Raw genomic sequence first — 1,903 nt, 5'->3', positions numbered from 1 at the left:
GGGGCCCCGCTTCTTCGGGTTACTGGTAGGTCACCGTCGTGTCACCCTGCGGGCCTTCACGCCCGTCGGAACCGCGCGGCCAGCGCCGGGTCGACGTCGACATCGCCGAAGGATGTCGTCCACGCGCCGTCCACGGCGATCGACTGACCGCTGAGATACGGGGCCTCGTCGGAGAGCAGGAAGGCCGTCACCGCGGCCACTTCATCGGCGCGGGCGATGCGTCCCATCGGCGGCCCTTCGGCGAGTCCACGCTCTTCGGCGGCGGGGTCGGGGGCTGCGGCGATCTTCGCTTCGAGGTGCGGGGTGCGCACGCCGCCCGGCGCCACCGTGTTGGCACGGATGCCGAGTCGGCCGTAGCTCACCGCCACGCTGCGGGTCAGTGCGTCGATGCCGCCCTTGGTGAACTCGTAAGCCGCGTGGTCGGGGTGGCTGGCGCGGCCGTGGATCGAGCCGACGTTGACGATCGCCCCGGCGAGGCCCTGATCGATGAAGGCCGATACCGCGGTCGAGCAGCCCCAGATGTAACCGAAGCCGTTGATGTCGAGGATCTCGCGCACGACACTCTCGTCGAGCTCGTGCAGCGGGGTGTGCTTTGTGATGCCGGCGTTGTTCACCCAGCCGGCCAGGGGAGCCCGTGCGATCGCTGCCTCTGCGGCCCGCTGGTGGACGGCGCGCTCGGAGGCGTCACCGAGAACGACCTCGGCCACGATCCCCTCCTCGACGGTGCCCGACCCGGGAGACCGCTCCAGCCCCACGACGATCCATCCGTCGGCGGTGAGTCGCTCGGCGATGGCGCGCCCGATGCCCTTTCCGCTGCCGGTCACCACGACGCTGCGTGCGGATTCGGTCATGATGTGTCCCTCTCGGCGCTGAAGTGGGTCGGATGCACTTCCCGTTTGCTATAGCAATCACGAGCATAGCCGGGAGGATGGTCGTCAGCGCAAGCGGAACGGCGTCGAACACCACTCGATTCTCCCGATGCGGACGCTCTCCGCTCAGACGGCGACTGCGGTGACCGACGCGTGCGGGCGACGACCTTCCTGCACGCGGGTCTCGCTGTCGACGACCGCGAACCCCGCCCGTGCCAGATTCGCCGATATCCCGTCGACCGACCAGAATTGCGCGGTCGTGACGGCATGCGGGAAGGCCTCGGCATCGGCACCGTCGAAGAACCCGGCGAGCAGCATGCCCCCATCGCGAAGAGCGTGTCGCGCCTCGGCGAGGAGTGCGGGGAGCTCTCCTCGCGTCGCATGGATCAGCGAGTACCAGGCGAGGATGCCGCCCAGCGAGCCCCGCTCGACGCCGGGATCCGCGAGCGATGCGACGCGGTACGAGACGTGGGGGAACCGGATGCTAGCCGTGGTGATGAAGTCCGGCACCAGGTCGATCCCCTCCGCCTCGTGGCCTCGTTCGGCGAGGAATGCCGTCCAATGTCCCGGCCCGCAGCCGGCATCGAGGATGCGCCCTTCGACGCCGCCCGCCCACTGCCCGATCCGCTCCCGGTCGACCGCGTCCATCTGGGCGATGTCGCCCATGAGCTCGGTGTATTCGGTCGCCCGCGCGGCGTAGCTGTCGCGGATCCTTCGTTCACTCATCGATCCCCCTGTCGGTGTCGAACCTGGTCCGCCCACGGTATCCCGCACTCGAGACGTGATGTAACAGCTGTTACAGTTTCGATTGTGACGAATTCTGATGGATGGCTCGTACTGCTGGTCCAGGTGCCGGCGACGCCGTCGCGGCATCGGGTCGCGGTCTGGCGAGAGCTTCGTCAGTTCGGCGCGGTACCCGCGGGGCAGGGCACCTGGGTCGCTCCCGACGTGCCGGCGTGCGTCGCAGGAGTCGAGCGGGCTCGCGCGCTCGCCCAGCGCGGTGAGGGCGACATCCTCGTGCTGCGCACCCCGGC

At 69.2% G+C, this 1,903-nt stretch carries 3 protein-coding genes; 1 reads left to right on the top strand and 2 read right to left on the bottom strand.

Annotation, left to right across the window (positions count from 1 at the left end; translation table 11 throughout):
• Positions 1-56: 56 nt before the first annotated feature.
• Entirely contained in the window at positions 57-851 is a 795-nt protein-coding gene (locus ACNPM4_RS05950; RefSeq protein WP_448985052.1) for an SDR family NAD(P)-dependent oxidoreductase, read from the bottom strand.
• Between the two features lie 144 nt (positions 852-995).
• Positions 996-1,595 carry a class I SAM-dependent methyltransferase gene (locus ACNPM4_RS05945; RefSeq protein ID WP_448985051.1) on the bottom strand — a complete coding sequence of 200 codons (600 nt, stop codon included), beginning with the start codon at positions 1,593-1,595 and terminating at the stop codon, positions 996-998.
• 84 nt (positions 1,596-1,679) lie between these two features.
• Between ACNPM4_RS05945 and ACNPM4_RS05940 the strand changes: the two genes are divergently transcribed.
• The coding region (locus ACNPM4_RS05940) for a Chromate resistance protein ChrB (protein WP_448985050.1) at positions 1,680-1,903 on the top strand (224 nt) is incomplete at its 3' end.

This window comes from Microbacterium umsixpiens (assembly GCF_053543675.1).
This window is presented reverse-complemented; position numbering and strand designations above follow the sequence as displayed.